The sequence below is a fragment of the Vibrio sp. VPAP30 genome, assembly GCF_001188205.1.
Lineage (GTDB): Bacteria > Pseudomonadota > Gammaproteobacteria > Enterobacterales > Vibrionaceae > Vibrio > Vibrio bivalvicida.
On sequence record NZ_LBLS01000039.1, the window covers coordinates 66925 to 92789 of the forward strand.

Consider the following 25865-nt stretch of genomic DNA (forward strand, 5'->3'; position numbering starts at 1 on the left):
TGATATGGAAGTTAATAAAATTGTAGTTGTTGGTGATAAATATTCAGAGTATGCCAATGGAAAAAAAGCTTTAACTATTTCTCAGTTAGAGTTGTTAGCAAAGCTACCAGACAATCTATTTCCTGATGAGCATGAGCTGATTGCGGGGCAAGGTGTTTGTAAGCACAAAGCCAAGAAAGTTATTGATGATATTGGCAATAATATAAAACTGAAAAGCAAGCTCAAAACTTGTTCAGTAGAAAAGCTAGCTTCTGAGCATAAAAATCGTCATACCCACAAATGGGATGAGCGAAATATTCTAATTGGTCAGGCTGAAAAAGTTGATCATAAGTTAGATATGTACGCACTGCCCCTCGTTATTGATGATAACTGCGAATTGATGGGAGACCATCAGACAGGACAGCATGTTCAAGGAATGTTGCTGGTTGAAGCTTGTCGCCAGGCGTTTATTGCCGTTACTGAAGAGTTTGTTTACCAAAAACAAAACGACAAGTATTACGTTATCAACAGTATGTCGATTGATTTTGCGAATTTCCTATTCCCTCTACCTGCAATCGTACATTTTGAGTTTGTCGAGAAGGATGTGAATGATCGCCGTGGAAGATTCAAAGCTCGTATGAGTGTGATGCAGAATCAAACTGTGTGCGCCAGTATGGACGTATCTTTTGCTGTCTACTCTGCCAAATCGATAATTGCTAAAGAGGGGGAACTAGCTGAATCCGCCACTGAGGCGGTTGTGAGCCCTAGTCACCATTTTAGTATGGAGCAAGACTGTGCGTAGAAGTTACCAACTATCGGCTACGACACAAGGCCCGCTCTATCCTCCCGCAGAAGTTATGGATGCAGAGGGTAACTTCGTCGTTGTAGGGCAAATCCCAAGTGATAGTGGTGTTTCTTGGTCTGGCGCAATTGTTGCGCCAGAAACCCCTGTACCTGCATTTGGCGAGATCAAACCGTATCACATCGTTACTCAAATAGAACAACTCTCTGAGCAGCAAATGAAGGATATTACCTTGTTCACGCTTCCTTTGCCTTTGCCTTCGAACAACTATCCGATGGTTTTTGCTCCAGAGCAGAGGCCGCAAGCTAGTACGGAGGTGAGGCCAAGCCTTCCTCTTCATCAGGGATATATTGAAGACTATCGGTATCAAGATGGTAAGCGGCGCATTGCACCGATTAACTTATACGATTGGCTGCAAGCTAAAGGAGAGCTGACAGTTACCTTAAATGATGACAAGCAGTTAGCTCGTTTTGATTTTCAATTTAGCAACCTAGTTCCTAACAGCCTCTATACCGTAATGAGCCTAAGAGAGAAGGATCTCTATCCCGAATCTCCGACTCGGCCAGGGCCACTAGGTATCCCGAATGTTTTTGTTACTGACTCTTTAGGCAGTGCTCAGTTTTGGGCCGAATTACCTGACCCATTTCCTGCCCATGAATCAGAAGGTAACCGAGTAATTAATGTTGTCGTCTTATATATGAGTTCTCGGCAAAGTTATGGCGGCGCGATTGGTCTGCATGGTCTCGGTGGAGACATTCACGCCCAGTTAAAGCTTGAGCAACGCTCGTTTGATGAATTTGTGACTACGAATAATAGGGAAGAATAAAGATGCCTTTTATCCATATTACCACTTGGAAAATGAACAACGAAGAGCAAGTAAAAGGGATGCTCGAAGACATAACACTGGCAGTGCATAAGAATACTGGTGCACCTTTAGATAAGATCTCTGTCGCTGTGACAGAAGTCGCTCCAAACCGCTGGGCCGACGCTGGAGTGGTAGGAAATGAGCCTGACTTTCCAGTGAAGAGTCGTCGCTTAAACTACGAGGAGTGATTATGACCAAAGTCGCGGCATTTTTTGATGTGGATGAAACTCTAATTCACACCAAGAGCATGTTTGATTTCTATGAATTTTGGTGTGAAAAAATCGGGCAAGGTGAGCTGTTTAAGAGTTATAACGCAAAGCTCAATGCAGATAGAGCTGCTGGTGTTGTAAGAGAGCAGTTGAACAGAGAGTACTATCAACAGTTTGAAGGACAAAGATACCAAGCACTTGAGAGCGCTGGACAGGAGTGGTTTCAAAGCCGTTGTGATGACTCTTTCTTTCTCGAACCTTCCGTTACTGCGTTAAAAGAGCATCAACGGGCAGGCCATCAAGTGGTGTTTGTCTCTGGTTCGATGTGTCCGATTTTGGCGCCCATTGCTCAGTTTCTCAATGTAGAACACATCCTGTGTACCTCTCTGATCTTAGACCAAGAAGGGGTGCTAACCGGTCAAATCGGTAAACCGCAGACCATCGGAAAAGGTAAAAAGGTTGCCATGTCTGATTTTTGCCAAACACATCATATCGATCTGAATTATTGCTATGCATACGGAGACGATATCTCTGACGTCGATATGCTTGAAGCAACAGGCAATCCGATCTGCGTAGGCGAAAATCCTCACCTTCTTCATCATGCCAAACAGCATGGATGGAAAACTCTTTAAATTATATGGAATGAAGAATGAGTAATAGTGAAACTTCTCAGAAGATGACGCTTCGAATTTGGTTAGCGTTGTTTGTATTAGCTTTGTCGACGTTCAATATCGTCACGACCGAACTGGCTCCGATTGGTTTACTCACGCCAATGGCCAATGCCTTAGCAACCTCTGAATCATATGTTGGTATGACAGTATCTTTATATGCTTGGGTTGGTGCTTTGAGCGCACTTGTGGCTTCAGTTTTCCTCGGTGGGGTCGGCAAAAAAAATCTCTTAATTGCTTTGAGCATAGTACTGGTCGTTTCCAATGGCCTTGCCGCTAGTGCTGAAACCTTTGAGAACCTAATGTTAGCCAGAGTGATTGGGGCCGTTGCCCATGGTGCATTTTGGTCAATAATTGGTGTCAGTGCTGCGTCGATTGTTCCGTCTAACTATATCGGTCTGGCTACCTCGATCGTATTTGGTGGAGTATCCGTTGCCAGTGTGTTTGGGGTGCCTATTTCAAATTACATCGGTATGCATATAGGTTGGCGCTCCGCATTTATGGTTATGTCAGGGCTCAGCGTGTTGTCGCTTGTTGGGATTGCTAGCTTAGTCCCTCAGATTAGCGAGAAGAGCAGCGTAGGCATTGGGGCGATTAAGGCCGTGTTTAAATCGAGTTCACTGATCAAAGTCTATTTTGCCACCATTTTGACCATATCGGCTCACTTTACCGCCTTTACATATATAGAGCCTATGCTTAATTCCTTGACTCACATTAGTGAAGAGTTTGTCCCGGTTTTATTGTTGGTCTTTGGTGTTGCGGGTATTGCTGGCAATGTCATCACGGCGCTATTTATTGATAAACACCTTAAGACGATCGCGGTTTTGTCTGTGCTATTTGCAGCATCAATGTTGGTTCTTATTGGCGAATTCCATGTGCAATGGTATCAGGCTCACATCGGCACAGCACTCGCTATCTGGGGAGCGACGGCATCTTGTATTTTCGTGGCCCTTCAAACTTGGGTGCTTAGATTGGCTTCAGAACAAGCATTTCCAGCTTCTGCTCTTTATGTTGCCTTCTTCAATTTGGCAATAGGTATCGGAGCGTCTCTAGGGGCATGGTTAGTTGCTTCTTACAATGTATCCTTTCTCTACATTTTTGCCGGTGTCGCGATGGCGCTTTCCCTGGTATTTATCACCATCGTGCCGATGAATTCCGAGAATGTTCAGCGAACGCAGGAGGCTTAAATAATGAGTAATCAACAAACGACGATCAAAGGCATGCACGTTATGGATCGTTTGGAAGATGGATTAGCTGAAAGAGTGAGTCGTCGGCTTTCCGAACTCGACAGTGACTTACCTCGGCTGATTACGGATTACGCATTCGGCTCTGTTGTCGCTCGTCCTGGTTTAGATTTAAAAGTCCGCGAAATGCTGACCGTTGCTTCGCTGATTAGCTTAGGTAACGCGACCCCTCAGCTTGAACTGCATATGAAAGCGGCGATAAACGTAGGGGTTTCACCTGAAGAGCTGCTTGAAGTTGTTATTCAGATGGCTGTTTATGCTGGTGTTCCGGCTTGTATGAATGGCCTAGCAAGTTACCGCAAGATTATGGATGAGAAAGGGCTAGTCCTTCCGGGTCTTAAAGAGGAAGTTGCGTAATGGAAGACATTGTTGTTGTTGCCGCAAAGCGAACACCGACTGGTGCATTTATGGGTGAGCTCTCTGGTTTGTCTGCACCTAATCTTGGTAGTTTGGTGATCAAAGCCTTGTTGGCTGATTCAGGCGTTAAACCAGAGCAAGTCGATAGCGTCATTCTTGGGCAAGTTCTAACGGCTGGCTGTGGTCAAAATCCAGCTCGCCAAGCCGCAATTGGAGCCGGGTTAACACATAACGCGCAGTGTTTAACAGTCAACAAGGTTTGTGGTTCAGGCTTAAAGGCGGTTCATTTAGCGATGCAAGCAATCACTTGTGATGATGCTGAATTTGCTATTGCTGGTGGGCAAGAAAGTATGTCAAATGCGCCCCATATTTTACCAAACTCCAGAAAAGGTAAACGATTGGGGGGAGCTGAGCTACAAGATAGCTTGGTTAACGATGGCCTTTGGGATGCGTTTAATGATTATCACATGGGAGTGACGGCGGAAAACGTTGCCAATAAGTATGGAGTTGCGCGTCCCGATCAAGATAAGTTCGCGTTTCAGTCTCATCAGAAAGCACTTGCGGCGCAAAAAGCCGGTTTGTTTGCGAATGAGGTAGTGCCGATAGAAGTAAGAGATCGAAAAGGCAATGTTCGTATGTTTGGTCAAGATGAAGGTCCACGAGAAACAAGCGTAGACAAACTTGCCAGTTTGCAGCCCGTGTTTTCTAAGCAAGGTACGGTGACGGCAGGTAATGCATCATCCCTCAATGACGGAGCGTCGGCACTGCTACTCTGTCATCGTGATACTGCTGAAAAATATCAGTTGAACGTGCTCGCTAGCATAGGGAAATTCAGCAATTCAGGCATTAGCCCTGATGTTATGGGAGTTGCCCCGATTGAAGCTATCTCGAAATGCCTTGACCAATCTGGGTGGGAAGCAAGCGAGGTAGACCAGCTAGAGTGTAACGAAGCGTTTGCATCGCAAGCAATTGCCGTCGCTCGGGCAATTGATATTCCTGATGAGAAAATTAATCCATATGGGGGAGGGATTGCCTTGGGGCACGCGATTGGTTCTTCGGGAAGTAGAATCCTAGTTACTCTTATTCATAGCCTGATAAGAGATAGCAAAAATAAAGGTCTCGCTGCGCTTTGCATTGGCGGTGGAGAAGGTGTTGCGATGAGTGTCTATCGCTAGTGAAAAAGCCCAGCTTGCTGGGCTTTTTCTATTTATACGTTGACTCCTTTCATACCCTCTTCAGAGTAACGTTGCCCTTTTACCTCAAATTGAAGTGGGATGTCATTCAATGTCGTAAGGTCTGCTACGTCTAAGATAATTTCAGATGCCTGAACATTTTCTTGGAGATAGTGCCGCTTCTTAGTTCCTGGGATCGGAACGATATGTTCATATTGGGCTAATAGCCATGCCAACGCGATCTGACCAGGTGTCGCTTGATATTTTTGTGCAATCGGCTGAATGATGTCTAGAAGGCTGCGATTATGATTGATATTACCATCTAGGAATCGATCGTTGGTTTTACGAAAATCACCATCTGGGAGGTCACTATTACGAGTTAGCTTACCTGTGAGGAAACCTCTACCTAGCGGAGAGTAGGGCACCAAGCCGATGTTATTGGTTTTTAGTGTTTCAAGAATATCTTGTTCAATGTCGCGAGTCCAAAGTGAGTACTCTGTTTGTAGAGCAGTGACTGGAAAAACAGAGTGCGCTTTAAGCAGTGTTTTCGAAGAAACCTCACAAAGACCGACATGGGCAATTTTGCCTTCTTTGACTAATTGACCTAGGCAATCCATGCTTTGCTCGATGATCTTGTTGTCTACTCGGTGCAGATAAAATAAGTCTATACACTCTACCCCCAGGCGCTGAAGAGATTCATCGCAGCATTTTCGTATATAGTCAGGTGTATTATTGATGCTGCGAGCATACGCAGCTTCTGCAGGGCGATCGATACCACATTTGGTGGCAACTTTAAGTTGTTGGCGCTGAGCAGGTTGCAGTTTAGATAGATAGTAACCAATCAGATCCTCATTGTGACCACGTCCATAGAAGTTTGCGGTATCTATAAAATCAACACCAAGCTCTAGTAACTGGTCAAGTAACTTTAAAGATTGTAAGTCATTTGTATTGCCATAGAATTCACTCAACCCCATCGCACCATAGCCAATTGAGCTGACTGCCAACCCATTTGCAAGTTCACGTTTAAGCATAAAGCCTCCTTAGTAGAACTCAATTCTTTCATGATCGAATTAGGGGCTGAATTCTCTTTTTGCTTATACCTAAAAGGTATCACCAAGATGGTAAAAAATGAGCTAGCTCCTTTGCTGTAAGTAAAATGAAATGGTGTTGAGTCAGTGCATATGGTTTTGATCTTCACTGATGAAGAAGGAAACAAGTCGCGTGGATTTTTAAACTCGCGCGTTGAGCATTCAGAGCCTACTCTTTCAATAGTCCCCAATTGGTTTATAGCAGCCAGTGCAACATATTAGAGGGAAGCATGTATGCGAGGTTCTTATATTGGATTACTTGGGCGTTTAATGATGCCCATTGTGCTCATTTTCTCTGTTTTGATCGGGGTGTTTTTGTTTTTTATCCCCTCTGTTATAAAAGAAAATGCAGAATCAGAAGCGGTGATTGCAGCGCAACGAACCGTCAACCAGTTTAAAGTGTTGAGAGGGTACTATTCTCGCAACGTGGTTGGGCCGGTACTAAAGAGTTCTAACATCAAGCCTTCTATCGATCACCAAGGGAATGATAGTGCGATACCTTTGCCTGCGACTATGATTCATGACCTGAGTCGCGTGCTTGCTGATAAAGGAGATGACGGTGTCAAACTGGCGCTTTATAGCCGCTTTCCTTTTCCAAACCGAAAAAATCGACAATTGGATGAATTTCAACTAGATGCATGGAATGCACTAACGAAAGACTCCAAACAAGTGATCAGTTTGACGGAGCAAAGAGGAGGGGAAACATGGGTTAGAGTCGCTATTGCCGACACCATGGTTGGTCAAGGGTGTGTGAATTGTCATAACAATCATGCTCTAACTCCAAAAAATGATTGGCAATTAGGCGATGTGCGAGGCGTGTTGGAGGTTCAAACCCCTATCGACAGTATGCTCAAGCAAGGTACTGCAATTAGCTATAAAATTGTTGGCGCATTAGTCGGCGCTATCTTGATCATTCTCATTTTGATGGTGTTCATTTACCAAACTGCCATCCGCAGTCGATTAGTGGCAGTACGTGCCGCTTTAGAGGATATCGTTAATGGTGATGGTGACTTGACTAAGCGAATTGAGGAAAGTGGGCAACACGAAATCAATGACATTGCTGTGCAGTTTAACCTGTTTATGGAAAAGCTACAGAGTTTGATCAATCAAGTAACCTTGAACACTCAACAGGTGAATCAGTCAGCAAAAGGGATTGTCCACAATGCTGAGTTGACATCGAGCAAACTATCTGAGCAGATTATAGCGACGGAGCAAACAGCCTCGGTAGTCAGTGATATGACAAATACATCACAAGAGATTACCGATGGCGCTCGTCAGTCAGAGCAGCATGTTAGTGAAGTTGATCAGAGCACTCGCCAAGTTCGAGAAAAAGTAGAAAGCACAAGGCAGTCAATCTTAGGGTTGGCGAAAGAGTTAGAGCTAGCCTCAGAGACTTCCACACGTTTAGCCAATGAAAGCCGAGAAATTGGTTCGGTACTTGAAGTGATTCAAACCATTGCAGAGCAAACCAATTTATTGGCGTTAAACGCTGCGATTGAAGCCGCACGCGCTGGCGATCAAGGACGTGGCTTTGCAGTTGTTGCAGATGAAGTTCGTGCTTTAGCGGGCCGAACGCAGCAATCAACAGAAGAAATTCGCGATATTATCGAACGTGTTCAAAGTGGTACGGTTGATACTGTTAGTGCAATGGAAAGAGGCTGTGCAAGTGCCGAAGGAAGTGTTGAACTTGTCCAAGAAGCTGGCGCGCTACTCGAGCCGATCACGGCATCGACTCAGGAGATTAGTGAGTTGAGCCGCCGAATTTCATCCTCATCGGAGCAGCAAAATCAGTTGGCCAATCAAGTGAGTTCAACGATCAATAACATTGTGGATATGTCTGGTGATTCAGACGCTTCGTCAAAGCAGATTTTAGACAGTGCTTTACAACTTGCACAACAATCAGAGGTTCTACTCAATACGCTACAAAGCTTTAAAACTTAAACGCGGTTAGCCAAGTTCATGCTTTATTCAGGTCATAAGCGTGAAGACTTATGACCTGAAAAGATCAGGGAAGTGATTAACGCATGGTAACGAACTCTTCCGAGCCTGTCGGGTGAATGGCAACCACAGAATCAAAGTCTGCTTTGGTTGCGCCCATCTTCATCGCTACGCCGAAGCCCTGAATCATCTCATCTACTGTGAAGCCGATGCCGTGTAGACCAAGCACTGTCTCTTCTTCACCTGCACATACTAGCTTCATCTTACATGGTTGACGGTGTTTCGTTACCGCGGTGTACATCGCAGTAAAGCCAGACGTGTAAACCTTTACGTTGTCTTTGCCGTATTTCTCTTCAGCTTCTTGCGTCGTTAGACCAATAGTGCCGACAGGTGGGTGGCTAAATACAACCGTTGGAACTAGATTGTAGTCCATTTTCGCATTGGTTTTGCCGTTGAACAGACGCTCTGAAAGCTGGCGACCCGCTTTGACCGCAACAGGAGTGAGCTCGATACCGCCTTCCATGATGTCACCTACACAGTAGATGCCTTTCACGTTGGTTTCTTGGTATTCGTCTACTTTAATGTAACCACGGTCGTTGGTTTCAACACCAGTTGATGCAAGGTTGATTGCATCTGTTGCAGGGTGACGACCGATCGCCCAGATAAGTTGATCAACGTTTTGTGTGTTGCCATTTTCTAGGTGCAGAGTCAGGCTACCATCGGCTTCTTTCACAACTTGTTTTGGAATCGAGTGAGTATGCAGTTTTGGTCCTTCCGCTTCCATTACTTCAACTAGCGTTTCGATGATCATTGGATCAAAGCTACGCAGTGGCGATTCTTTACGTACGTAAAGGTGCGTTTCAGTGCCAAGTGCATTTAGTACGCCTGCGATTTCAACGGCGATGTAGCCTGCCCCAATAACCGCTACACGTTTTGGTTGCTGTTCCAGATCGAAAAAGCCATTTGAGTCGATGCCGTATTCTGCACCTGGAATGTTAGGAATAGTTGGGCGTCCACCGACGGCAATTAGGATGTGGTCAGCGGTGTAATGTTCGCCATTCACTTCGACTGTTTTCTCGTCAACAAACTTAGCAAAGCCTTTGATGACATTAACCTTGTTGTTGCCAAGTACGCGGTCGTAAGACTGGTGGATACGACCAATGTAAGCCTGACGACTCTCTACTAGCTTGCTCCAATCAAAGCCTTTAACGTCAATGTCAAAGCCGTAATCTTCAGCGTATAGGTTCATCGCATCTGCAATTTGAGCACCGTGCCACATGACCTTCTTTGGTACACAACCCACGTTTACACAGGTGCCACCTAGGTCTTGAGCTTCGATAAGTGCAACTTTAGCGCCGTACATAGCAGCGCGGTTAGCTGATGCGATGCCGCCTGAGCCGCCGCCGATACAGATGTAATCAAAATGAGTTGCCATGACTTTCTCCGAGCTTATAAATTTAATAATTGCGTATTGAGTATATCGGGGTGAATTTAATTAAACTCAAGCCGATACTGACTGCTGTCCTTGTTTACTATCATAAATCGACTCGAATTGATTTCCCAATGAGAAAAAGCGAGTTTGGTTATGACAAATAACGATAAAGCAGAGCGTTTTTTTCTACCCTGCTTTCGAGCTGATTATTCAGGAACAATCCACTCAACTTTATAGTGACCGGTTGCCGGCGCAATTGCTTCTTTAAGGAAGGGCAGAATCTCGTTCATTTGGCTTTCTAGCTTCCACGGTGGGTTGATAACAATCATGCCAGAAGCCGTCATGCCACGTTCGTTAGTATCTGGCGTCACACCGAGCTCGATCTGCAAGATCTTGCGAATCCCCAAACCTTGTAAGCCTTCAATCATATCTTCGATGTCGCAGCGGTTAACTACCGGATACCAAATTGCGTAGATACCCGTAGCCCAGCGCTTATGGCTTTGGAAGATTGCCTGCACTACATCGCGGTACTCTTTGGCAAGCTCATAAGGTGGATCAATCAGCACTAAACCACGACGCTCTTGTGGCGGTAAGCTTGCCTTAAGTCGCTTAAAGCCATCTTCTTTGTAGATGCTGACTTGGCGATCACGATGGAACTCTTGCTCCAATAGAGGGTGATCGGCAGGGTGAAGCTCGGTCAGGACCATACGATCTTGCTGGCGTAAGTGAGCACGTGCTACGCGTGGAGAACCTGGGTAGTAACGCAGTGAATCACCATTGTTAAGTGTTTTGATCGCCTCCAAGTAGCTTTGGATTTCTTGTGGGATGTCTTTTTGTTGCCAAACACGAGCGATACCTTGCTTGTATTCACTGGTTTTCTCTGACCACTCGTGAGTTAAGTCATAGCGTCCGACACCAGAGTGGGTGTCGTGATAAACAAACGGCTTCTCTTTCTGCTTTAGTGAGTTAAGAATAAGACTCTGAACGATATGTTTGATCACATCAGCATGGTTGCCGGCATGAAAACTGTGGCGATAACTTAACAAAATGACACTCTCGAAATGGCCTTTAAACCATATTGAAGTTAGTACGAACGATTGGCCGATTATATACTCAGTGGCTTTGGGATGCTCGCATTTAGCAACAACTTAGCGGCTCCCTTCTATTGAAAAATGATGACGCCACCTATATTTAATCTATAAGACGTTGAATATACTTACTAGACGAACCCGTCAGTTCGCTTGCCAATAAAAGGAATGATTTATGTCTAATCCACTTCTTAGCTTTACCGATTTACCTCCATTTTCTCAGATTAAACCGGAACATGTTAAGCCAGCGGTTGAACAGGCGATTGCACAATGCCGCGCTAAAATTGATAAAGTGCTAGAGGGTAACAGTAAACCGACTTGGGATAATGTGGTTGCGGCAATTGAAGAAGTGGATGACCGCTTAAGCCGTATTTGGTCACCGGTGAGCCATATGAACTCGGTGGTCAACAGTGACGAGCTGCGTGAAGCATACGAAAGCTGCCTACCTCTGCTATCTGAGTACGGCACTTGGGTTGGTCAGCACAAAGGTTTATTTGAGGCTTACAAGGCGATCAAAGCTAGTGAAGAGTTTGCCTCTCTGACACAAGCGAAAAAGAAAACCATCACTGATTCATTGCGTGACTTTGAGCTGTCGGGTATTGGTCTACCAGCCGATGAGCAACATCGCTATGGTGAAATCAGCAAGCGTATGTCTGAGCTTGGTTCTAAATTTTCTAACAACGTGCTTGATGCCACTATGGGTTGGACAAAGCATGTGGCAGACGAACAACAGTTGGCAGGTATGCCGGAATCTGCACTGGCAGCGGCAAAGGTGGCAGCAGAAGCGAAAGAGCTTGATGGTTACTTGCTGACGTTAGATATTCCTTCTTACCTGCCAGTGATGACTTACTGTGATAACCAAGAGCTACGTAAGGAGCTTTATGAAGCGTATGTGACACGCGCGTCGGATCGCGGGCCGAAAGCAGGTGAGTGGGACAATACCGAGATTATCAATGAGCAGTTGAAGCTGCGCTTTGAAATTGCTCGCTTGTTGGGCTTCAACACATACAGTGAAAAGTCATTAGCGACTAAAATGGCAGAAAACCCTTCTCAAGTTCTGAGCTTCTTAAATGATTTAGCGATTAAAGCTAGGCCACAAGGTGAACGCGAAGTAGAAGGACTGCGCCAGTTTGCCAAGAGTGAGTTTGGCGTTGAAGCACTTAACCTTTGGGATATTGCTTACTACAGTGAGAAACAAAAGCAGCACCTATTCCAAATCTCTGACGAAGAGCTACGCCCTTACTTCCCAGAAGCAAAAGCGGTCAGTGGTCTATTCGAAGTGCTAAATCGCGTATTTGGTATGACGGTGAAAGAGCGCGAAGGGGTGGACACTTGGCATGAGTCCGTGCGCTTCTTTGATATTTTTGATGCCGAAAATAACCTACGCGGTAGCTTCTATCTCGACTTGTATGCTCGTGAACACAAGCGCGGCGGTGCTTGGATGGATGAGTGCCGTGTACGACGCATCAATGCCAGTGGTGAACTGCAAACGCCAGTGGCGTACTTAACCTGTAACTTCAATCGGCCAATCGGTGATAAACCAGCACTGTTTACTCATGATGAAGTCGTGACTTTGTTCCACGAGTTTGGACATGGTATTCACCATATGTTGACTCAGGTTGAAGCTGGCGCGGTATCTGGCATCAATGGTGTGCCTTGGGATGCCGTTGAGCTGCCAAGTCAGTTTCTTGAGAACTGGTGCTGGGAAGAACAGGCACTTGCGTTTATTTCTGGTCACTTTGAGACAGGTGAACCATTACCGAAAGAAATGCTCGAGAAGATGTTAGCAGCGAAAAACTTCCAATCGGCGATGTTTATCTTGCGTCAGTTAGAGTTTGGTCTGTTTGACTTTACTCTGCACACAGAATTTGACCCAGAAGTAGGTCCACGAGTGCTAGAAACTCTGGCCGAGGTGAAGGCAAAAGTGGCGGTATTGCCAAGCCTAGAGTGGAACCGTTTCTCGCATAGCTTTAGCCATATTTTTGCGGGTGGCTACAGCGCAGGTTACTACAGTTACTTATGGGCTGAGGTTCTCTCTTCTGATGCTTTCTCTCGCTTTGAGGAAGAAGGCATCTTTAATACCAAAACAGGCCAGAGCTTCTTGAATAACATTCTTGAAATGGGCGGAAGTGAAGAGCCGATGGAGCTGTTTAAGCGCTTCCGTGGCCGTGAGCCTCAGATTGATGCGTTGCTGCGTCATTCGGGCATTGCTGCTTAAAAGCCTAAAGTCAGAGTTTAATCAATTCTAAACCGCCCCTATGATATAGAGGGGCGGTTTTTGTTATTATTCTCTACCCCAATTGCATGGAGGTTGTATGTTTTCGAAGAGTTTTTTATTTGGTGCTGGGCTGGTATTAGCGGTTTCAGGTTGTGCAGAATTGAAAGATGCAGGTACAGCAATCGGACATGCGACTCGTGATACCACTACGGCTATTGGTCATGCAACTCGTGATACAACTAAGGCTATCGGTCATGCATCACGAGATGCGGTTAACTCAGTTAAAGAAGACCTATCTTCAGAAGATTAGCCAAGTTTACTGCGCAGTACTTTATCGGCTGAGATAAGGCCTGGCCCCCAGACCACCACAATCAGGATCATCAACCCCCATAGTTGGTGGTCATAAAAGCCTTTTTCCCATAAAACAGGGTAAGAGACGACTGCGATAATGTTAAACACAAATAGGATCGCTGCCATTGGGCGAGTAATCAGCCCTAAGGCGAGGAATATAGGTAGCACTAACTCCGCGGCAGTGCCCATATAGGCTGCTAATTCCCAAGGTAAAATCGGAACCTGATACTCGTATTCAAATAGATATAGGGTACTGTCCCATGAGGCGATCTTGGTCAGCCCTGAATTAAAAAACACCCAAGCTACCCAAAGTCTACAAAACAGTAGCAGCAATGGTACGAAGCCGACTTGTAACTTGGTAACCCAGTTATCATAGCTCTCGAGCATACTTTTAATGGTGCTAGACATAGTATTATCCTTCTAATGTGGCAAGAGAGAAACCAGCCAGCAGGTCATGCTGAGTTAAGTATTCTAAATGGGTGAGTAATGCTGGTGGGATTTCAGTGAGCATACAGCCCGACTGTAAGAAACTGAGCAGTTGATAAGATTCAGATCCTAGGGATAAAGTCCAAACTCCGCTTTCTAACGAGCTAGCGATAACCCCTTGCTCCGCCTGTTCTAAATCCAGATTATCGAAGTTGTTAGTGTGGATCGCTTGTTGTAGCGAAAACACAGCATAAGACGATTGAAATGCAATCACACCAGGTCTTAGGTGCAATTGGATTTGTGGTTGTTGTTCAATTGGAATATGCGACAGGTGCGCTAATGGCAATAAATCGTCAGCAAGGCTGATCTGATTGCTCTGTTGTTGTGCAAGGTCGATATGCCACTCATAACGAGCCACTTCTAAGCTATATGGCGCTGCTTCAATGACAGCAGGGAAATGCTCAATAGTGTGTTGGAAATCTTCACCATAGTGGCTGACATCCCCGGCTTGCAACGGGTAGTTAAGTACATGTTGCCGAGCGACTTGTTCAAAGCACTCTTCTCCCCACAGTGCATGCAACATAGGGTAGGTGGCTTGAAGGACTTCACTAAGACTCACGATGAAGTTATTGCGGTATATCTGTATTCTTTCATCAGCACTGAAAACATCGCTGCAAATATTGCAATCTTCGCCAGAGGCTTGGTAATGCAGAGCTTTGGCAAAGGTGCTTTGTAACTCGCTTAGGGAAGGTGAGGCACTTGATGTCATGACACTTTCCTCTTGGCGGCTTGGCACTGATTGAGTTGGTCACTGGCTTTGGCAGCTTCGGCAAGCAAAACTTCTGGCTTTGGAATATCAAGATCCCACTCAATCAAAGTGTGTCTTTCACCATATTGTTCTAACCAGAATTGATATAGCTGCCACACTTCATCACTGACAGGACGACTGTGAGTATCGATCCACACTTCACCCTTATCGAGCTGCTTGACAGTAAAACCTGCCAAGTGAATTTCATCCACTGCTTCGGCAGGGATTGAGTTCAGATAATGATGGCTATCGAATCCATGGTTAAAAGCGGACACATGAATATTGTTTAGATCGAGCAGTAAGCGGCAATCTGTTCGCTTTTGTACCTCAGTCAAGAAATCCCATTCATTGATGGTTGAATGGTCGAACTTTACATAGCTAGAAGGATTTTCGATCAGCATCGAGCGCTGTAAAGTATCTTGTACCTCAAGCACATTACGGCAAAAAATGTTGAGCGCTTCTTCCGTATAGGGAAGCGGCAGAAGATCATTGAAGTAATGACCGCCATTTTCACTCCAGCTTAAGTGATCAGAAACCAAAAAAGGGTTCAACTCACTGATTAGGCTTTGTAGCTGTTTAAGGTGATGACGATTGACGCGCTCAACACTGCCTAGCGATAAACCGATACCATGACAACTAATTTGATAGTCGTTAGCGAGCTGACGTAGGGTGTGACGTGCCGCAGAGTATGGCTGGAAGTAGTTTTCGCTATGGACTTCAAGCCACGAAAGTGATGGTTTGTGCTGGTTAAAATAATTAAGGTGAGGTGAGCGTAGTCCAACCCCGACTTTATTATGAAAATGATCTGCGTTCACTGGGCATTCCTTGAAATTAGAAGCGGCAGAAGTAAGGCGGCCAGTTGAGCCTCTAGCCGCCTAAAATTTTTATTATGAAGATTGAGTACTACCACCTGCTAGCTTGCCACATAGACCTTTTGGTACGACTACGAAAGCATCTGATTGGTTATCTTCTTTTGATGTACCTGCACATGAGCTGGTTTTAGTTGCACAGTCATTTTTGCCTGCTTTTGCAACGCCGTAGCATTTTTCTTTCTCTGCTGCGACCGCTGGAGCAGCCGTTAACATTGTGCCACCAAGCGCAATTAATCCAGTAACAGCGGCGGTAACAGCAAGATTAGACTTTTTCATAGTATTTTCCTCAGACTTTATTCCTTTACTTTATGTGGGCAAGCGAATCATGAATTAATTCATCAACTTGCTTAATTAAAAGGATAGAAAATTCAGCTGAAAACTTTCAAAAAAAATATAGAAAATGGCGTGTTTATTAGGCTTGGTTATTTAAATTGTTGATTTAACAGATTTTTAACAGTTGGTTTTTTTTCTATTTTTCTGTGTTAATTACATAAAAAGTAGCAATAGAGGCAAATTCAGTTGCTACTCTCTGCTCCTAGCATCTTGAGGACACTCGGGTATAATGCCATCTCATGTATAGATAACCAGTAGCTGAGCACCTCCAATGGATCCTTCATTACTTCTCGATGGTCTAAATGACAAGCAGCGTGAAGCCGTTGCCGCCCCACTAGAAAACTTACTTGTCTTAGCTGGCGCAGGTAGTGGTAAAACACGTGTGCTAGTGCATCGTATCGCGTGGTTGATGTCGGTTGAGCAAGCCTCACCGTTCTCCATTATGTCGGTGACCTTTACCAATAAAGCTGCGGCAGAGATGCGTGGACGTATTGAAGAGTTAATGATGGGCAGCGCTTCGGGGATGTGGAACGGGACATTTCATGGCATTTGTCATCGTATTCTCCGTGCTCACTATCTTGACGCTAAGCTACCGGAAGATTTTCAAATCATTGATAGTGACGATCAGCAGCGTCTTTTACGTCGCTTGATTAAGGCGCAAAACCTAGATGAGAAACAGTGGCCAGCACGCCAGGTGAGCTGGTGGATCAACGGCAAAAAAGATGAAGGACTACGTCCTAAGCATATTGATGCTTACCATGATCCGGTGACGAAAACGTATCTTCAACTCTATACCGCTTATCAAGAAGCGTGTGATCGAGCTGGTTTAGTCGACTTTGCCGAAATTCTGCTTCGTGCTCATGAACTGCTGCGTGATAACAAGTTTGTTCGAGAGCACTATCAAGCGCGCTTCAAACATATCTTGGTTGATGAGTTCCAAGATACCAACAACATTCAGTATGCTTGGTTACGTATGATGGCCGGTCCTGATTCACATGTCATGATTGTGGGTGATGACGATCAGTCCATCTATGGTTGGCGCGGTGCAAAAATCGAGAACATTGAGAAATTCACCCGAGAATTCCCAAGCGTTAATACCATTCGTCTTGAGCAGAACTATCGCTCGACCAAAACCATACTAGAAGCTTCGAATACCTTGATTGCCAACAATACTGAGCGAATGGGTAAAGAGTTGTGGACGGATGGTGCGGAAGGTGAGCCAATTTCTGTTTACTCAGCTTATAACGAACTAGATGAAGCTCGCTTTGCCGTGAATAAGATAAAAGAGTGGCAAGATAAAGGTGGAGCCCTTAACGATGCCGCAATGCTTTATCGAAATAATGCTCAGTCCCGTGTGCTTGAAGAAGCGTTAATTCAAGCAGGGTTGCCTTATCGTATTTATGGCGGCATGCGATTTTTCGAGCGCCAAGAAATCAAAGATGCATTGAGCTATCTGCGTTTAATGGCGAACCGCAATGATGATGCAGCATTTGAGCGCGTGGTGAATACACCAACACGTGGTTTAGGTGACAAAACTTTAGAGACGATTCGTTTTGCCGCGCGAGATCAGGGCAGCACCATGTGGCAAGCGAGTATGCATTTGCTAGAAAACAAAGTCCTCCCAGGGCGGGCAGCAGGTGCATTGAGCCGTTTTATTGAGCTAGTTAATGCTCTAGAAGATGATACCTGCGAACTGTCATTGCATGAGCAGACTGACCATGTCATCAAATACTCGGGCTTGTTTGCCATGTACGAGCAAGAAAAAGGCGAGAAGTCTAAGGCGCGTATTGAAAACTTGGAAGAACTGGTAACAGCCACGCGTCAATTTGAAAAGCCAGAAGAAGCAGAAGAGATGACGCTGCTAACAGCCTTTTTAACTCATGCAGCGCTAGAAGCGGGTGAAGGTCAGGCTGATGAGTTTGAAGACGCAGTTCAGTTGATGACGCTACACAGTGCAAAAGGTCTTGAGTTCCCGCTTGTATTTATGGTCGGTGTTGAAGAAGGTATGTTCCCAAGCCAGATGTCGGCCGAAGAGGCAGGGCGCTTGGAAGAGGAGCGCCGTCTTTGCTATGTCGGCATGACGCGAGCGATGGTAAAACTCTACATTACCTATGCGGAGATGCGCCGTTTGTACGGTCAGGATAAGTACCATAAGCCTTCCCGTTTTATTCGTGAACTGCCAGAGAATTGTCTAGATGAAGTGCGTATGAAAGCACAGGTTAGTCGCCCGGCAAGCTCAGGTCGTTTTAGCCAAACTGTGGTCAAAGAGAGCTTCAATGAAACTGGCTTTAGCTTAGGATCGCGAGTTATGCATCCTAAGTTTGGTGAAGGGACGATCATCAACTTTGAAGGCAGTGGTCCACAAAGCCGTGTCCAGGTTGCCTTTAATGGTGAAGGTATCAAATGGCTAGTGACTGCTTACGCAAGACTAGAAAAACTATAAACACCAACCCCATTTTCTCAAAATAGTTGAGCTTGCAGACAAGGCGACAATTGAACGAGTCCCCTGAGCATAGGGAACCTATGTGATGGGGCGAATGAAAGCAGGCAACGCAGTCTAAAGTTCCAATATGAAGAGAAAAGATAAAGAAAAACCCCGAGGGCCAAGGCCCATCGGGGTTATAGTCTTACTCGCAGCAATCCGGCTACTATAAGTGCTCCATGCATCAAATCCTTGATAGTATGCTGACGTCCTTCAGCTTAGTCCATTCATCGCCATCCTAGCGGTGTCCTTGACCCTATCCTGGTCTGCTAACAATCCTCGTTAGCTCACTTCGCTTGTTCCTTGAGCGGTGTCCTTTTCATCATCCTGATGATAAGTCCTTTCCTCGTCCAGAGGTGTCCACTTCCCATCCTTAGTAGCAACCATCCTAGTTACTATTGCGTCCGTTCAATGTCCAATTTGCTATCCGTGCCGATTACTCATCCTAAGCAACCGTATCTTCTTCCTGAAGATTACCTAATCCGTGGTAGTTTCCTGTTCCGTGTCAGTATCCTTCCGACACCATTCATATTACGCGTCTAATGAATTTCAGCAATATAAGGCAAACGTTTTTCTACATAAAAATTCGCTTATGTTTTATACGTACCCTTAAAAAACAGCAGCTTATGGTCTGTTGATTACATTTTTCTCAGTCAAAAAGCTATTTTTACTCACTTGCCTGTGAGAGATCTCGCACAAGCAAGTGAGTCGATTTGCCCTATTTACCGATTGCTGTACCTTCACGTCGTGGATCGGCTGCGCCTTGCAATTGGTTATCTTGCAGTAAAATGGCGTGTAATCCTGAGTTTAGGTCGCGAACATTAACCTCAAAACCCATTTTTTCTAGTTCTGGTTTGAATTGTTCCGCGCTGGTACCTTGCTCTACGTCTAAAGTGCCAAAACGGTTCAATAGGTGCGGTTGATTCGTTGCTTGCTGAATATCCATTCCCCATTGAGTGTGGGCAATAATTGCTTGCGCTACATAGCCGATGATACGACTACCACCCGGTGAGCCAATGGCCATATATGGTTTATCATCTTGCATGATGATGGTTGGTGCCATAGATGAGCGTGGCCGTTTACCTGGCTCTAAACGGTTGGCAATAGGCTTACCTTCTTTATGGGTGCGGAAAGAGAAATCCGTTAGCTCATTGTTGAGTAGGAAACCATTGGTCATCAAGCGTGAGCCAAATGCATTCTCAATAGTCGTTGTGATGGAAACAACGTTGCCTTGCTTGTCGACCACATTGAAGTGACTGGTTGAAGGCAGTTCGATCGACTCATCCATGCTTTGACGTTGTGCATAGCTCCACGGTGGATTACCTGCGCTAACAGACTCTAGCGCTTTACCCGGCTGGATAAGCTGTGCGCGCTGTTTAAGATATTCTTTATCGAGAAGGCCCTTAGTTGGCATAGGTACAAAGTCTTCATCAGCCATATACATACCGCGGTCGGCAAAGGCTAAGCGAGATGCATCTGCAATTACTTGCCACGACTTCGCATTGTCCGGCCCCCAAGACTTGAGATCGAAGTTCTCGGTGATAGATAGGATTTGGCCGACGGTGAGTGCACCTGAACTTGGTGGAGCCATACCACAGACATCAAAACTTTGGTAAGCCGAGCACACCGCTTCTCTTTGCTTAATTGAGTACGCATCAAAGTCTTTCTGGGCGAGCACTCCTGGGTTACCTGCGGCATTCTGCACCGTTTCGATAATATCTTCAGCGATTTCACCTTGATAGAAAGCTTGCGCGCCACCTTTAGCAATCGCAGTGAGTGTTGCTGCATACTCTGGGTTTTTAAGTAAGGTACCCGCCGTTTTAGGTGAGCCATCAGAATTGAAGAAGTAGGCTTTGGTGGTGGCAAAGCGGCTTAGACGCTCGGCATCTTTCTCGATCAGTGTCGCTAGGCGTGGACTGATCTCAAAGCCTTGTTTGGCAACGTCGACAACAGGTTGGATAAGATCTGCCCAAGCAAGTTTGCCGTATTTTTGGTGAGTACCCCACATCAACTTGACGGTACCCGGCGTACCAACTGAGCGCCCGCCTACTACAGCGTCGTAAAACTTCAGTGGTTCGCCATTGTCGTCTTGGAATAGACGAGGTGTCGCATCGAGTGGAGCCGTTTCTCTGCCGTCATATGTGGTGAGTTGCTGATTTTTAGCGTCCCAATAGACAAGGAACGCGCCACCACCAATACCTGAAGATTGTGGTTCAACCAAACCTAGCATTAGCTGGGTGGTGACCATAGCATCAATCGCGTTACCCCCTTTGGCAAGAATATCAGCGCCCGCTTGGGTTGCGATTGGATTCGCCGCCGTCACCATCCACTCTTTCGCAGTAACGAGTTGCTTTTGTTCTAAGCCGCTACTGTGCTCAGGTGCTACAGAATCAGCCGCTTGGTTGGCCCAGGCCGTCGCTGATGTTGCAAGCAAACAGGTAGTTAGAAATTTGAGTTTCCACTGCATCTTGTTCTCCTTTTTATTTATGCAGACCAAGAGTGACAGTGGAATAGCTTGAGGTCTAAGGATTTGTTATCAATTTGTAATCTTGAATCAAATTTTAGACACCGAACGATTACCACAAGGCGAGAATCGCACTAATAGATTGCCAAAGAATACCAAGACCAATCACGGCAAATAAAAAGCCACATAATCCATCAACGTAGCGGGCCATGGCTTTAATCTTGCGCTGCATGCGTTGGGTGGACAGAGCCCAAGCAAGAAATGAAAACCACAGTAACGAAATTCCCCATAAGATCATCAATGCCATTCCCTTCCCAGTTACAGACATGCTCGCTGGTACTAAGCTCGACATTAGGCTGATAAAAAACACCAGAGCTTTGGGGTTCAGGATATTGGTTGCAAAGCCTTGTGAAAACGCCTCACGCTTATTGCTGAGTAATAGGCTTGGCTGCTCTGGGCTAGTTTGATTGGCTTTAGTTTCACGGATGCTAGACCAGCTTGCCTTGAGGGCTCCATAACCCAGATAGAGTAGGTAGCTCGCACCTGCTAATTGCAGCAAAGCAAACAAAGTAGGCTGTTGATGCACCAAGTAGCTAATACCAGTTAAGCTAAGAATGGCATGCAGCAAGATGCCACAAGAGAGGCCCAAAGCAATATAAAGCCCAGTTTGACGCCCGTAGCGTGTGGCATTTTGCACCACCAAGGCAAAATCAGGCCCTGGGCTCATCAGAGCAACAAAGTGAACCACGGCCAATGTAGTTAAGATAGTCAGTTCGTTCATCAGGTAGCTTTATAAATGGAAGATGACGCTAGTGTGGCAGGGATTATCGGTAAGCGATTGTAAAAAACTGACACTTGCTGAAAACGAGCTAACTAATGTTTGATGGATTAACACCATAGGTCGATTTAAACGCTTTACTAAAGTGAGCCTGGTCATAAAAACCGATTTGGTGGGCGACTTCAGTGCCACTGACTCCGGACTTAAGTAGCTTCATACCTTGCTCCATACGCAGTCGGCTTAACCATGCATAAGGCGTTAAGCCTACTTTGGCTTTAAAGTGGCGTTGAAACTGAGTTGGGCTCAATTCACATAGTTGAGAGAGTTGCTCTAAGCGTACAGGTTGGTCAAGGTTGTCTAGCAGGTACTCTTTTAAGGTCGCGATAGACTGGTTACCGAGAGGGACGGCGCATTTTTGCTCTAAACTACCATAATGGCTAAACAAGCGCTCAAACCCTTCGTAGGGTAAGCAGTCTTTGGTCAACTGGCTGACGTTATTATTGGTGAGCAACTGGTGTAATTGACTAAGAGACTGGAATACCTGTGAATCTGAAATAATGAGGTGTTTGAAATGAATCAGGTCACTAGGTTGTTTGAGTTGAGCCAGCTCGCCAAGCCAATTTGGGTTAAGTGCAAACACACGGGTTTGATAGCCGGACGCTAGTGTGGATTTGCCATCATGTAATTCATCGGGAGGCATGATAACTATTTGCCCCTCACCAACATGATGACTTGCTCCTTGATAGTGGAACTTTTGTTGCCCACCCGTAATAAGACCAATATGGAAATCAAGATGATAGTGGCGTGAGAAAGCAAAAGACTGATAATTTGCTTCAATCAGGCTGATCTCTTTATTATCTGTACTGTGGTAATTGACCTTATCCATAAAAACAAAAAAGCTTGATGACTATTTCATCAAGCATATATTGGGCTAAGTTATTTGTCTTGTAAAAAGCGATCGGTGTCCTGTTAAGGCTTTTTGGATTGTCTACTGTTTCTTAGCCCGTCAACACTAAATACGACTAAGGCACCCCAAATAAAGGCAAAGGTAATCGCCTTATCAATTGTGAACACTTCACCATAGACAAGCACTGCGAGTAAAAACATTAGGCTTGGGCCTATATACTGGAAAAAACCGAGTGTTGATAACTTAAGCCGAGTTGCAGCTCCGGTAAAACAAAGTAGTGGCAAGGTAGTGATGATGCCTGCTGAAATTAGTAATAGATTCAGGTTGAGCGGGTTTTGAGTGAAGTGCGAAGTTGGTGTATCTGCAATCCACAGTAAGTAAATAGCTGCGGCAGGCAGCAAGACTAAGGTTTCTATAAACAAGCCTGTTTGTGCTTCAAGGCTGACTTTTTTGCGCAATAGGCCATAAAAGCCAAAGCTGAGAGCCAAGGCGATGGCAACGACTGGGATAGAGCCAAACACAAACAGTTGGACAAAAACACCACAAGCAGCAAGGGTAACGGCAAACCATTGCAATTTACGCAGTCTCTCACCCAGAAATAGCATTCCAAGTAATACATTGATCAAGGGGTTAATGTAATAACCAAGGCTGGCATCAAGCATATGGTCAGAATTGACCGCCCAGATAAAAATTAACCAGTTGGCACCGACCAAAACTGCAGTGGTGACTAAATAAAGCAGCTTTTGCTTCGACTTGATCACGTCGCGCACATTACGCCAACGACGACCAAAGTGAAGAAGGGCAGCGAGTAAGAAGAAAGACCACACCACTCGGTGGCTTAGAATCTCGAGCGGGGAGACTTCGGCCAAAGCTTTGAAGTAGATAGGTGCGATACCCCACATGGTGTATGCCCCAATGGCAAGAAAGACCCCCTGTTTTGCTCGCTGTTGTTCTTCTGCAGTCATTTAGCTTTACTCGATCATAATTTTTACAAATTGAAACAAGCAGTATAAGGAGCATAATCCGATTCACCTAACAATTTGCGGTTTTATTCACCGTTAAACCCCACTACAATGTGCCCCTTGCGCTTGATGCGCTTCTGCCCTGCAACTCTACTGAGATAGTTCATGACCTCGATACTTTTAGCCCAGCAACCTTCAGCCGATTTGCCGACGCCACAAACCATCCTCGAAGATGTTTTTGGTTATCAAAGCTTTCGTGATGGTCAGCAAGAAGTGATCGAATCAGCCGTCGCTGGACAAGACAGTTTGGTCATTATGCCAACCGGTGGTGGTAAATCTTTATGCTATCAAATCCCTGCGTTAGCAAAAGAGGGCCTAACCCTAGTCATTTCACCACTGATTTCTTTGATGAAGGATCAGGTAGACCAGCTTAAGGCTAATGGGGTGGCGGCTGAATGCATTAACTCTACAATGCCACGTGAAGATCTGATCTCGGTGTATAACCGCATGCATTCCGGCGCTTTAAAACTGGTTTATGTCTCTCCAGAACGAGTATTGATGCGCGATTTTATCGAGCGTTTGGAAAATGTTTCCCTGTCTATGATTGCGGTTGATGAAGCGCATTGTATCTCACAGTGGGGGCATGATTTCAGACCAGAATATGCGTCATTAGGACAACTTAAGCAGCACTTTCCGCACGTTCCTGTTATGGCACTGACCGCAACCGCAGATGATGCAACGCGTAAAGACATAACGCAGCGCCTACAATTGGACGAGCCGCATACCTATCTTGGTAGTTTTGATCGTCCAAACATTCGTTACACCTTAGTGGAAAAGCACAAACCTATTTCACAAGTGGTACGCTTTCTTGAAGGGCAACGTGGCAGCTGTGGCATTATCTATTGCGGCAGTCGCAAGAAAGTTGAAATGGTCACCGAGAAGCTGTGCAACAACGGGCTTCGTGCTGCCAGTTATCATGCCGGACTTGATGCGGATGAGCGTGCTTATGTCCAAGAAGCGTTTCAACGTGATGATATCCAGATTGTTGTTGCGACAGTGGCGTTTGGCATGGGAATCAATAAACCCAATGTCCGTTTTGTGGTGCATTTTGATATCCCACGCAACATCGAATCTTATTACCAAGAGACAGGTCGTGCAGGTCGAGATGGCTTGCCTGCAGAGGCGATGATGTTGTATGACCCTGCGGATATTAGCTGGTTGCGGCGCATGCTAGATGAAAAAGACGACGGCCCGCAAAAGCAGGTTGAAGCACATAAGCTCAACGCAATGAGTGCTTTTGCCGAAGCACAAACCTGCCGTCGCCAAGTTCTACTTAACTATTTTGGCGAGTACCGCGAGAAGCCTTGTGGTAATTGCGATATCTGTCTAGATCCACCTAAACATTTTGATGCCACGGAGCAAGCGCAAAAGGCACTTTCTTGTGTTTATCGGGTTAATCAAAGCTTTGGTATGGGCTACGTAGTTGAAGTTCTGCGTGGCATGCAAAACATCCGCATTCGTGAAAACGGTCATGACAAGCTGTCGACCTATGGACTCGGGCGTGAAAATAGCCATGACTATTGGGTGAGTGTGTTTCGTCAGTTGATTCATAAAGGTTTGTTATTCCAAAACATCACTCGCAACTCCACTTTGCAATTGACGGAAGAGGCAAGACCGCTGTTACGTGGTGATATGTCATTAGAGCTTGCTGTACCACGCCTTGATACCGCGGCTCGTGCAGCTAAATCTGATAAGCTTTCGAGCAAAAACTATGATAAGAAGCTATTTGCTAAATTGCGTAAGCTGCGTAAAGCCATTGCTGATGAGGATGGTTTGCCACCATACGTTGTATTCAGTGACGCTACCTTGATTGATATGGCGGAAATACTACCGACCTCTTATGGAGAAATGTTAGCGGTAAATGGTGTCGGTCAGCGAAAGCTAGAAAAATACGCCGACCCATTCTTAGATCTTATTCAGGAGCACTTAACAAATCATGGCTGATGTCACACCACAAACGGAATTTGGTCTGCTTGATTATCAGGCAGAAGAGGGGCGCATCATCATTCGTGCTCCGCGGTTTGATTTTGATAGCTTTCCTCTGTTAGCTGACAAACTGGTCAAACTGCTATCGGCTTCAGTGGTCGAAAAGCAGTGGGATGCAGATATCCACTCTTGGTTGATTGATTTTGAAGGTTGTCAGCTATTCTTAAAATCAGAGCACTACAGTGAGAGTATCTGGTTTGAAGCATTGGCTATTGAAGAATCTAAACCAGAGCTCGATTTTCTGGCTTCACTATTTAGCAAAGGTTTCTAAGCCGATTTTAATACGCTAACGATTGCGTAGTCTTAGCCAGTTGCAGCTCAAATTGGTTAATGTATAATCGCCCGCCGCGATAGTTATCACAAATATATCGCGGCT

General features: G+C 45.4%; 25 protein-coding genes. 14 read left to right on the top strand and 11 right to left on the bottom strand.

What is annotated here, in order from left to right; all coding sequences use genetic code 11:
- Positions 1-4 precede the first annotated feature (4 nt).
- The 7 genes from ZX61_RS20115 to ZX61_RS20145 are packed head-to-tail and all read left to right on the top strand — an operon-like array spanning position 5 to position 5299.
- Complete coding sequence (locus tag ZX61_RS20115; protein WP_049846383.1) at positions 5-781, top strand: AfsA-related hotdog domain-containing protein; 777 nt, start codon at positions 5-7, stop codon at positions 779-781.
- Positions 774-1607 (top strand): hypothetical protein, encoded by an 834-nt coding sequence (locus ZX61_RS20120; protein ID WP_082173526.1) that lies wholly within the window; start codon positions 774-776, stop codon positions 1605-1607. The genes ZX61_RS20115 and ZX61_RS20120 overlap by 8 nt, the downstream gene beginning before the upstream one ends.
- A 2-nt stretch (positions 1608-1609) precedes the next feature.
- Entirely contained in the window at positions 1610-1834 is a 225-nt protein-coding gene (locus ZX61_RS20125; RefSeq protein ID WP_049846385.1) for a 2-hydroxymuconate tautomerase, read from the top strand.
- Positions 1835-1836: 2 nt separating this feature from the next.
- The gene (locus ZX61_RS20130; protein ID WP_049846386.1) at positions 1837-2487 is read left to right on the top strand and encodes an HAD family hydrolase; all 651 of its coding nucleotides are present in this window, start codon (positions 1837-1839) and stop codon (positions 2485-2487) included.
- Between the two features lie 17 nt (positions 2488-2504).
- Positions 2505-3710: an MFS transporter gene (locus ZX61_RS20135; RefSeq protein ID WP_049846387.1), complete on the top strand. Its 1206-nt coding sequence runs from the start codon at positions 2505-2507 to the stop codon at positions 3708-3710.
- 3 nt (positions 3711-3713) lie between these two features.
- Positions 3714-4124 (top strand): carboxymuconolactone decarboxylase family protein, encoded by a 411-nt coding sequence (locus ZX61_RS20140; RefSeq protein WP_049846388.1) that lies wholly within the window; start codon positions 3714-3716, stop codon positions 4122-4124.
- Positions 4124-5299 carry an acetyl-CoA C-acetyltransferase gene (locus tag ZX61_RS20145; RefSeq protein WP_049846389.1) on the top strand — a complete coding sequence of 392 codons (1176 nt, stop codon included), beginning with the start codon at positions 4124-4126 and terminating at the stop codon, positions 5297-5299. The genes ZX61_RS20140 and ZX61_RS20145 overlap by 1 nt, the downstream gene beginning before the upstream one ends.
- Before the next feature lie 32 nt (positions 5300-5331).
- Here ZX61_RS20145 and ZX61_RS20150 read toward each other — a convergent pair whose 3' ends face one another.
- Entirely contained in the window at positions 5332-6327 is a 996-nt protein-coding gene (locus tag ZX61_RS20150) for an aldo/keto reductase (protein ID WP_049846390.1), read from the bottom strand.
- Positions 6328-6618: 291 nt separating this feature from the next.
- On the opposite strand from ZX61_RS20150, the gene ZX61_RS20155 reads away from it, so the two are divergent.
- A complete protein-coding gene (locus ZX61_RS20155) occupies positions 6619-8325 on the top strand; it encodes a methyl-accepting chemotaxis protein (RefSeq protein ID WP_049846391.1) in 1707 nt (568 codons plus the stop codon).
- 76 nt (positions 8326-8401) lie between these two features.
- On the opposite strand, the gene gorA is transcribed toward ZX61_RS20155, so the two are convergent.
- Positions 8402-9757 carry a glutathione-disulfide reductase gene (gene gorA, locus ZX61_RS20160; protein WP_049846392.1) on the bottom strand — a complete coding sequence of 452 codons (1356 nt, stop codon included), beginning with the start codon at positions 9755-9757 and terminating at the stop codon, positions 8402-8404.
- Between the two features lie 203 nt (positions 9758-9960).
- Positions 9961-10800: a 23S rRNA (adenine(2030)-N(6))-methyltransferase RlmJ gene (locus ZX61_RS20165; RefSeq protein ID WP_049846393.1), complete on the bottom strand. Its 840-nt coding sequence runs from the start codon at positions 10798-10800 to the stop codon at positions 9961-9963.
- Positions 10801-11017: 217 nt separating this feature from the next.
- On the opposite strand from ZX61_RS20165, the gene prlC reads away from it, so the two are divergent.
- On the top strand, positions 11018-13060 hold the full coding sequence (prlC, locus tag ZX61_RS20170) for an oligopeptidase A (RefSeq protein ID WP_049846394.1): 2043 nt from the start codon (positions 11018-11020) through the stop codon (positions 13058-13060).
- A 97-nt stretch (positions 13061-13157) separates the two neighbouring features.
- Positions 13158-13370: a hypothetical protein gene (locus ZX61_RS20175; protein ID WP_049846395.1), complete on the top strand. Its 213-nt coding sequence runs from the start codon at positions 13158-13160 to the stop codon at positions 13368-13370.
- On the opposite strand, the gene ZX61_RS20180 is transcribed toward ZX61_RS20175, so the two are convergent.
- The 4 genes from ZX61_RS20180 to ZX61_RS20195 all read right to left on the bottom strand — a co-directional run bounded on the left by ZX61_RS20180 (position 13367) and on the right by ZX61_RS20195 (position 15793).
- Entirely contained in the window at positions 13367-13819 is a 453-nt protein-coding gene (locus ZX61_RS20180; RefSeq protein WP_049846396.1) for a DoxX family protein, read from the bottom strand. The genes ZX61_RS20175 and ZX61_RS20180 overlap by 4 nt on opposite strands.
- 4 nt (positions 13820-13823) lie before the next feature.
- Positions 13824-14606, bottom strand: a complete 783-nt coding sequence (locus ZX61_RS20185) for an HvfC/BufC N-terminal domain-containing protein (protein WP_049846397.1) — start codon at positions 14604-14606, stop codon at positions 13824-13826.
- Complete coding sequence (bufB, locus tag ZX61_RS20190; RefSeq protein WP_049846398.1) at positions 14603-15460, bottom strand: MNIO family bufferin maturase; 858 nt, start codon at positions 15458-15460, stop codon at positions 14603-14605. Before bufB ends, ZX61_RS20185 begins: the two co-directional genes overlap by 4 nt.
- Before the next feature lie 72 nt (positions 15461-15532).
- On the bottom strand, positions 15533-15793 hold the full coding sequence (locus tag ZX61_RS20195; RefSeq protein ID WP_049846399.1) for a BufA1 family periplasmic bufferin-type metallophore: 261 nt from the start codon (positions 15791-15793) through the stop codon (positions 15533-15535).
- A 328-nt stretch (positions 15794-16121) separates the two neighbouring features.
- Here ZX61_RS20195 and uvrD point away from each other — a divergent pair, with 328 nt between their 5' ends.
- A complete protein-coding gene (uvrD, locus tag ZX61_RS20200) occupies positions 16122-18293 on the top strand; it encodes a DNA helicase II (protein ID WP_049846400.1) in 2172 nt (723 codons plus the stop codon).
- A gap of 450 nt (positions 18294-18743) precedes the next feature.
- Entirely contained in the window at positions 18744-18875 is a 132-nt protein-coding gene (locus ZX61_RS24670; protein WP_268808191.1) for a hypothetical protein, read from the top strand.
- A 175-nt stretch (positions 18876-19050) separates the two neighbouring features.
- Here the strand turns inward: ZX61_RS24670 and ggt are convergent, their stop codons facing one another.
- The 4 genes from ggt to rarD form a co-directional block, all read right to left on the bottom strand.
- Positions 19051-20799: a gamma-glutamyltransferase gene (gene ggt / locus ZX61_RS20205; RefSeq protein ID WP_049846401.1), complete on the bottom strand. Its 1749-nt coding sequence runs from the start codon at positions 20797-20799 to the stop codon at positions 19051-19053.
- Between the two features lie 109 nt (positions 20800-20908).
- On the bottom strand, positions 20909-21577 hold the full coding sequence (locus ZX61_RS20210; RefSeq protein ID WP_049846402.1) for a LysE family translocator: 669 nt from the start codon (positions 21575-21577) through the stop codon (positions 20909-20911).
- Between the two features lie 88 nt (positions 21578-21665).
- Complete coding sequence (locus ZX61_RS20215; RefSeq protein WP_049846403.1) at positions 21666-22460, bottom strand: AraC family transcriptional regulator; 795 nt, start codon at positions 22458-22460, stop codon at positions 21666-21668.
- An 83-nt stretch (positions 22461-22543) separates the two neighbouring features.
- Complete coding sequence (gene rarD / locus ZX61_RS20220) at positions 22544-23446, bottom strand: EamA family transporter RarD (protein ID WP_049846404.1); 903 nt, start codon at positions 23444-23446, stop codon at positions 22544-22546.
- Between the two features lie 162 nt (positions 23447-23608).
- Here rarD and recQ point away from each other — a divergent pair, with 162 nt between their 5' ends.
- Together recQ and ZX61_RS20230 are read left to right on the top strand one after the other, a co-directional pair.
- A complete protein-coding gene (recQ, locus tag ZX61_RS20225) occupies positions 23609-25447 on the top strand; it encodes an ATP-dependent DNA helicase RecQ (RefSeq protein ID WP_049846405.1) in 1839 nt (612 codons plus the stop codon).
- The gene (locus tag ZX61_RS20230) at positions 25440-25760 is read left to right on the top strand and encodes a DUF3630 family protein (protein ID WP_049846406.1); all 321 of its coding nucleotides are present in this window, start codon (positions 25440-25442) and stop codon (positions 25758-25760) included. Before recQ ends, ZX61_RS20230 begins: the two co-directional genes overlap by 8 nt.
- The last annotated feature ends 105 nt before the right edge of the window (positions 25761-25865 follow it).

What these genes read in the sequence shown, in the direction of transcription:
- prlC (WP_049846394.1), top strand. Translation starts at nt 11,018, where the DNA reads ATGTCTAATCCACTTCTTAGCTTTACCGATTTACCTCCATTTTCTCAG.
- ZX61_RS20195 (WP_049846399.1), bottom strand. Translation starts at nt 15,793, where the DNA reads ATGAAAAAGTCTAATCTTGCTGTTACCGCCGCTGTTACTGGATTAATT.
- ZX61_RS20215 (WP_049846403.1), bottom strand. Translation starts at nt 22,460, where the DNA reads ATGGATAAGGTCAATTACCACAGTACAGATAATAAAGAGATCAGCCTG.
- ZX61_RS20210 (WP_049846402.1), bottom strand. Translation starts at nt 21,577, where the DNA reads ATGAACGAACTGACTATCTTAACTACATTGGCCGTGGTTCACTTTGTT.
- ZX61_RS20150 (WP_049846390.1), bottom strand. Translation starts at nt 6,327, where the DNA reads ATGCTTAAACGTGAACTTGCAAATGGGTTGGCAGTCAGCTCAATTGGC.
- ZX61_RS20115 (WP_049846383.1), top strand. Translation starts at nt 5, where the DNA reads ATGGAAGTTAATAAAATTGTAGTTGTTGGTGATAAATATTCAGAGTAT.
- ZX61_RS20130 (WP_049846386.1), top strand. Translation starts at nt 1,837, where the DNA reads ATGACCAAAGTCGCGGCATTTTTTGATGTGGATGAAACTCTAATTCAC.
- ZX61_RS20230 (WP_049846406.1), top strand. Translation starts at nt 25,440, where the DNA reads ATGGCTGATGTCACACCACAAACGGAATTTGGTCTGCTTGATTATCAG.
- ZX61_RS24670 (WP_268808191.1), top strand. Translation starts at nt 18,744, where the DNA reads ATGTCCAATTTGCTATCCGTGCCGATTACTCATCCTAAGCAACCGTAT.
- gorA (WP_049846392.1), bottom strand. Translation starts at nt 9,757, where the DNA reads ATGGCAACTCATTTTGATTACATCTGTATCGGCGGCGGCTCAGGCGGC.
- ZX61_RS20185 (WP_049846397.1), bottom strand. Translation starts at nt 14,606, where the DNA reads ATGACATCAAGTGCCTCACCTTCCCTAAGCGAGTTACAAAGCACCTTT.
- ggt (WP_049846401.1), bottom strand. Translation starts at nt 20,799, where the DNA reads ATGCAGTGGAAACTCAAATTTCTAACTACCTGTTTGCTTGCAACATCA.
- rarD (WP_049846404.1), bottom strand. Translation starts at nt 23,446, where the DNA reads ATGACTGCAGAAGAACAACAGCGAGCAAAACAGGGGGTCTTTCTTGCC.
- ZX61_RS20135 (WP_049846387.1), top strand. Translation starts at nt 2,505, where the DNA reads ATGAGTAATAGTGAAACTTCTCAGAAGATGACGCTTCGAATTTGGTTA.
- ZX61_RS20125 (WP_049846385.1), top strand. Translation starts at nt 1,610, where the DNA reads ATGCCTTTTATCCATATTACCACTTGGAAAATGAACAACGAAGAGCAA.
- uvrD (WP_049846400.1), top strand. Translation starts at nt 16,122, where the DNA reads ATGGATCCTTCATTACTTCTCGATGGTCTAAATGACAAGCAGCGTGAA.
- recQ (WP_049846405.1), top strand. Translation starts at nt 23,609, where the DNA reads ATGACCTCGATACTTTTAGCCCAGCAACCTTCAGCCGATTTGCCGACG.
- ZX61_RS20145 (WP_049846389.1), top strand. Translation starts at nt 4,124, where the DNA reads ATGGAAGACATTGTTGTTGTTGCCGCAAAGCGAACACCGACTGGTGCA.
- ZX61_RS20180 (WP_049846396.1), bottom strand. Translation starts at nt 13,819, where the DNA reads ATGTCTAGCACCATTAAAAGTATGCTCGAGAGCTATGATAACTGGGTT.
- ZX61_RS20175 (WP_049846395.1), top strand. Translation starts at nt 13,158, where the DNA reads ATGTTTTCGAAGAGTTTTTTATTTGGTGCTGGGCTGGTATTAGCGGTT.
- ZX61_RS20140 (WP_049846388.1), top strand. Translation starts at nt 3,714, where the DNA reads ATGAGTAATCAACAAACGACGATCAAAGGCATGCACGTTATGGATCGT.
- ZX61_RS20155 (WP_049846391.1), top strand. Translation starts at nt 6,619, where the DNA reads ATGCGAGGTTCTTATATTGGATTACTTGGGCGTTTAATGATGCCCATT.